6 protein-coding genes are annotated in these 5,469 nt (G+C 59.1%); 3 read left to right on the top strand and 3 right to left on the bottom strand.

The window, feature by feature from the left end; translation table 11 throughout:
• Positions 1 to 61 precede the first annotated feature (61 nt).
• The 3 genes from EJA71_RS24510 to EJA71_RS24500 all read right to left on the bottom strand — a co-directional run bounded on the left by EJA71_RS24510 (position 62) and on the right by EJA71_RS24500 (position 3,198).
• Positions 62 to 817, bottom strand: coding sequence for a S9 family peptidase (locus EJA71_RS24510; RefSeq protein WP_008081888.1), 756 nt, complete (start codon positions 815 to 817; stop codon positions 62 to 64).
• Entirely contained in the window at positions 807 to 1,916 is a 1,110-nt protein-coding gene (locus EJA71_RS24505; RefSeq protein ID WP_158960168.1) for a DUF3182 family protein, read from the bottom strand. Before EJA71_RS24505 ends, EJA71_RS24510 begins: the two co-directional genes overlap by 11 nt.
• Positions 1,917 to 2,196: 280 nt before the next feature.
• Positions 2,197 to 3,198: a GlxA family transcriptional regulator gene (locus EJA71_RS24500; protein WP_158960167.1), complete on the bottom strand. Its 1,002-nt coding sequence runs from the start codon at positions 3,196 to 3,198 to the stop codon at positions 2,197 to 2,199.
• A gap of 101 nt (positions 3,199 to 3,299) precedes the next feature.
• Here EJA71_RS24500 and EJA71_RS24495 point away from each other — a divergent pair, with 101 nt between their 5' ends.
• The 3 genes from EJA71_RS24495 (at position 3,300) to EJA71_RS24485 (ending at position 5,384) form a co-directional block, all read left to right on the top strand.
• Positions 3,300 to 3,854 carry a cysteine hydrolase family protein gene (locus EJA71_RS24495; RefSeq protein WP_158960165.1) on the top strand — a complete coding sequence of 185 codons (555 nt, stop codon included), beginning with the start codon at positions 3,300 to 3,302 and terminating at the stop codon, positions 3,852 to 3,854.
• Between the two features lie 232 nt (positions 3,855 to 4,086).
• Positions 4,087 to 4,668 (top strand): YjfI family protein, encoded by a 582-nt coding sequence (locus EJA71_RS24490; protein WP_256671799.1) that lies wholly within the window; start codon positions 4,087 to 4,089, stop codon positions 4,666 to 4,668.
• 17 nt (positions 4,669 to 4,685) lie between these two features.
• Positions 4,686 to 5,384, top strand: coding sequence for a PspA/IM30 family protein (locus tag EJA71_RS24485; RefSeq protein WP_158960161.1), 699 nt, complete (start codon positions 4,686 to 4,688; stop codon positions 5,382 to 5,384).
• Positions 5,385 to 5,469 lie beyond the last annotated feature (85 nt).

Here is a 5,469-nt window from a genome sequence, read left to right as displayed (position 1 = left end):
CTCCTACAGTTGGAATGCATTCTCCCTGTAGGAGCTGCCGCAGGCTGCGATCTTTTGATCTTCAAGACTGAATAATGCTCAACCGCTCACCCACCACCATCTCGGTAATCCAGTCCACCAGAATCGAGGTGTACGCCTGCTGCGAAACCGGTTCGCTCAACGCGTGATCGGCACCATCGATAATCCGGTGGGTCAGCGAATGCGTCTGCTGACACGCCGCCCGATAACTCATGATCGCTGCGTGCGGCACGTAGTCATCGGTTTCCGACTCCACCAGCAACACATCCCCGGTGAATTGCGAACACGCATGCAGTGCACGGTTGCTGTCGGCACGCACCAGGGTGCTTCGATAATCGCGCAGATCGGCTTTGTCCAACTCACGCTTGGGCGTATGCCATTGCTCGTCGCGATACAGCGCCGGCACGCGCAACGCCAACCAGCGCACCGGGCGCAACGAGGTGAGGATCGCCGCCAGGTAACCGCCATAACTGGTGCCGACCACCGCGATCGCCGAGGTATCGAGCGCCGGATGCGCCAGCAAGCGGTCATACGCCGCGAGCAGATCGCGCAGATTGTCTTCGCGGGTGACGCGGGTCAGCGGGATACCGGTGCCGCCGGTATGCCCGCGCAAGTCGAACGTCAGGCATACACAACCGAGACCGGCGATGCCTTTGGCCCGCTCCAGATCCCGCTCCTGGCTACCGCCCCAACCGTGGACAAACAACACCCCCGGGACTTTCGATTTGGGACTGAGAAACGTCCCGCTCATCTGTTCATCATCAATGTCGATTTGAATGCTTTCGCTTCTAGCCGTCATAGGATTTGACCGTTACGTATTTGAGGAGAAATTCACTGTTTTCCGCCGGCCCGCGATACACCTCGATGGCGTCCGCCGGCAGCGGCTGATCGATATAGGTTTCCACCGAAGACACGCGGATCGCGCGCATCCCCGGGTCGTTGACGAAGCTTTGCAGCGCGGCGACTTCAGCGCTGCTCGCGCCACCCATGCGCCAGGATTGTTCGAGTACTCCGCTGCGGGTTTTGCCGTTGTTGTCCAGCCCTTGGGCGATGTCGTAGTTGCGGCGCGAGGCGTAGAAACGTGGGTAGGCTTCGTCGGCGGCGCTGTCGAAAATCTGCGCCTGTTCGATGGCCAGGCGCACATCGTCCGGTAAATCCAGCGCCAGCAGATCGTCATAGCCACCCTGCACCACCAGCAGGTTCGAACCGCCATACACCTCTTCGCCGTGGGCGTCCTTGGTCAAGTATTGATCACCGCAGTAACTCAACACTTTGTCGCCGATGAATGACTGGCCGACGCTGTGCGTCACGACATCGCTCAAGTCCTGCTCCAGCACCACGCCCTCGCTGAACTGTTTTTCAATGTCGGGACGGGCGAGGATTTCGTCGAAAGCATCCAGGCTTTTGATCACTTCCTGACCGCGACCGGCGCAGGCATGAATCGGCTTCAGACGAATCGGCCCGCTGTACAACAAATGCTCGGCAGCGGGCCGTGCATCGTCCAGCGAAAACACGCTGAGACCGTCGAGGACCACACTGCGCGTGCGTTCGCTGAACAGCGGCGACCAGCCTTGTGGCGCTGTGGCCAGATGACTGCGCAGACCGTGGCTGATGGCTTTGGTGCAAATGAAGTCATGTTCGACAAAGCCGCCCCACAGATCTTCGGGGCCCTTGATGCCCAGCGCCTGGGCTTGCTCAGCGCCAACAATGGTTTGCGTGGGCAGCAGGTACAGATCACGGCCGCGATGTTTTTCCGGGTCGTAACTGCCTCCGAATTTCAATCCGAGGATCTGCGCCAGCCAGCGGGCCAGCGCCTTGTTGGTTTGCACTTCATGCTGCGGCGCGTCGGCACGCACCGAGTGAGCGACGACGATTTTCTTGCGGGGTGTCGGGGTCATGCGTCCCCCTTCCATCGGTTCGATGACTGTAGCGGTGAAGGGTGCAGAGATCAGGCCAACGGCTGCTCTACGGAAACTCTCGTTTAATCAGAAACTTGGCGGAATCGTGCTGGCATCACGCCTGTTTCAAACTGCACGACGCTCCATAAAAACCCGGCAATTTGCACGATTTTGAGTCTGGCACGCTCCTTTGTAGGAGTGAGCCTGCTCGCGATAACGGTGGGTCAGTCGAACTGTCCTTCACTGACACACAGCAATCGCGAGCAGGCTCACTCCTACATTAGAGATTCGTTGCCTTCGGTATTGGCGTCACCCCAAACCGCGCCCGATAATCACTCGGCGCCAGCCCAGTAATCTTCTTGAAGATCCCGCGAAACGCCCCCGGGTCCTGATACCCGACCGTCCAGGCAATGTGATCGATGGTGCCATTGGTGAACTCGAGCATCTCCCGCGCCTTGCCCACTCGCAAGTGCTGACAGTACTCGGTCGGCTTCAACCCTGTCGCCGCGCGAAACCGCCGCAGAAACGTACGTTCCTCCAGCCCTGCCCGCTCAGCCATCGCCGTCAGCGAAACATCCGTCGCGCCAGTGCTTTGCAGCCAATGCTGAACCTTGAGAATGGCTGCATCACCGTGATTCAGAATCGGCGCGAAATTACTCCCGCACTCACTCGCGCTGTCGCTGTGCTCGATTACCAGAAATCGCGCAGTGGCGGTGGCGATGCTCGGCCCGAGCAGACGATCGACCAGACGCAGACCCAGTTCCGACCAGGCCATCAATCCAGCGGTGGTGATCAGGTCGCCGTCATCGACGATGGGCGTATCAGCCTTGAGTTTGATGTTCGGATAACGCTCGGCAAAAGCCTTGGCCGACGTCCAGTGCGCAGTGGCGCTACGGCCATCGAGCAGACCACTTTCCGCCAACATCAGCGAACCGACGCAAACACCGCCAAGGGTCGCGCCACGAGCATGCTGATCGCGTAGCCACTGCAACAGACCGCTCGGCATTTGCGCCGTAGAAAAACCACCAATGGACGGCGGAATCAGCACCGCAAGCAAATCGCTCTCAGTGCCCGGATGACTGTCATAGCCCCGTTCCGGCGACTGAGCGCCTTCGACCTGCCAATGACTGACCCGCAGCAGCGGCAATTGCGCAGTCTGATGCTCGGCGGCAATCCGGTCGGCCACCGCGAACAGATCGGTCAAGCCATGCACCGCCGCCATCTGCGCACCGGGGTAAATCAATATGCCCAGCTCCGCGACGGCGGCCCTTTCTGCGCCCATTGTCAGTTTTCCCCTGTCTATTGTCGGTGCGGCCAATCCTCGAATCGCTGGCCAGCGCCAATACTGAAGCCACTTCCAGCCAACACATCGAGGACACACCCATGGCCAAGCAAGCGCTCATCGTAGTCGATATCCAGAACGACTACTTCCCCCAAGGCAAGTGGCCGCTGGCCGGTGCTGATGCCGCCGCCGACAACGCCGTGCGACTGATCGCAGCGTTCCGCGAAGCAGGCGATTCGGTGGTGCACATTCGCCATGAGTTCACCTCGCCCGATGCTCCGTTTTTCACTCCGGGTTCGGATGGCGCCAAGCTGCATCCGAAAGTGCTCAACCGTGCCGACGAACCTGTCGTGCTCAAACACTTCGTCAATTCATTCCGCGAAACCGAACTGCAAGCGATCCTCGACGAGCAAGGTATCGAGGAACTCGTAGTGGTCGGCAGCATGAGTCATATGTGCGTCGACGGCATCACCCGGGCGGCGGCGGATCTGGGTTACGGCGTCACAGTGATTCACGATGCCTGCGCCAGCCGTGACCTGGAGTTCAATGGCCTGACCGTGCCGGCGGCGCATGTCCACGCCGCGTTCATGTCAGCGCTGGGTTTTGCCTACGCGAGCGTGGTGTCTACCGACGAATTCCTCACGAAAGATCACTGATTCATATCTTGCAAATAGTCCCGGCCCGCCTTGCAGCGGGCCTTTTTTCGTCTGTCATGAAAATCTCACGCGTGAGCCATTGATGGCACTTTGATTTGGTTGTAGTGTGGCTCACGCGTGAGATGTTCATAACCGAGCCATTGCCATGAAAAGCCGTTCCCCCGCATCGAAATCAGAAGGCCCGAAGGGAGAGCGCCCGAAGGCGTCCGCAAAAAAACCGTCGAGCTTTTACATGAAGCAGATGCGTGCGGGCCTCGCGGCGGCCGGTTATGTGAAACACGAAACTTGGGTGCTTCCCGAAAACCGAAGCTTGCTCAAGCAAATGGAGCAACAGCTACGCCAACCGATTCTGGCTGGCTCTTTCATGTCGGAGAATTACATGAGCGCAGGCAACAACTGGAATATCGATAGCCTCTTCAACGCCCTCAAAGCTCTGGACGAGGTGGCTTCGCAAGAGATCACGTTGTCTCTGATCCAGAGTTCCGAACCCAGCATCAAGCTGGAAATGAACGAATTCGGCGGCCTGCCGATTCACGTCGCTTTGGCTGGCCAGCAGATCATCGTCGACACCGTACTGGTGGACATCGATTCGATCACCGACGTGCGCGCCTTCAACGATGCCGTGCTGCGCAGCCGGGAAATGTTCCCGCTGTCGTCGATCGGTATCGAGTCGATGCCGAACGGCCAGACCGTATACAACATGTTTGGCGCCCTCAGCGCCGACTCGAGCCTGACCAACGTCGTCACCGAGGTGAAAACCTTGGTCGACAACGTGCAGCGCGCGAGTGAAGCCTTCGAACACTTCTTCAAGTAATCAACAGGGAATATCCAATGACTCAGTCCATCTGGAGCAAGTTGTTCACCGCACTGCGCGGCGGCGCCAATGAAGTCGGCGAAGCAATCGTCGACCAGCAGGCCCTGCGTATCCTCGACCAGGAAATCCGCGACGCCGACACCGCACTGTCGAATGCCCGCCGTGAACTGGTCACCATCATGGCCAAGCACAAACTGGCTGCCGACCGCGTGAGCGAATACGACGCCAAGATCAAGGATCTCGAAGCCAAGGCTGTTTCCGCCTTGAACGCTGGTCGTGAAGACTTGGCGCTGGAAGTGGCCGAAGCGATTTCGACCCTGACCAACGATCTGACCGCCGAAAAAGCCCAGAGCGACGAGTTCGGTACTTACGCCGAAAACATGCGCAAAGACATCGGCAAGGCCGAGTCGCGCATCAAGAGCCTGCGCCAGCAAGTGGACATGGCCAAGGCCCGTGAAAGCGTGCAGAAAGCCCAGGTCAGCGCTTCCATCGCCAGCGGCGGTGCCAACGGCAAACTGGAAACCGCAGTGGGTACTCTGAACCGTCTGCAGGCCAAGCAGCAGCAACGCGCCGCCGAGCTGAGTGCAGCCGATGAACTGGCTGACGCCTCGACCGGCAGCGATCTGGATCGCAAACTGCGCGACGCCGGCATCACGCCGAACGAAGGCAGCGCCAATGCGATTCTTGAGCGCCTGAAGCAGAAGTCGGCTCAGTAACACTGCAATTTGCTCTGTGTAGGAGCTGCCGCAGGCTGCGATCTTTTGATCTTGTCTTTTAAAAGCAAAAGATCGCAGCCTGCGG

This window comes from Pseudomonas sp. PB106, from assembly GCF_009764645.1.
Classification (GTDB): Bacteria; Pseudomonadota; Gammaproteobacteria; order Pseudomonadales; family Pseudomonadaceae; genus Aquipseudomonas.
This window is presented reverse-complemented; position numbering and strand designations above follow the sequence as displayed.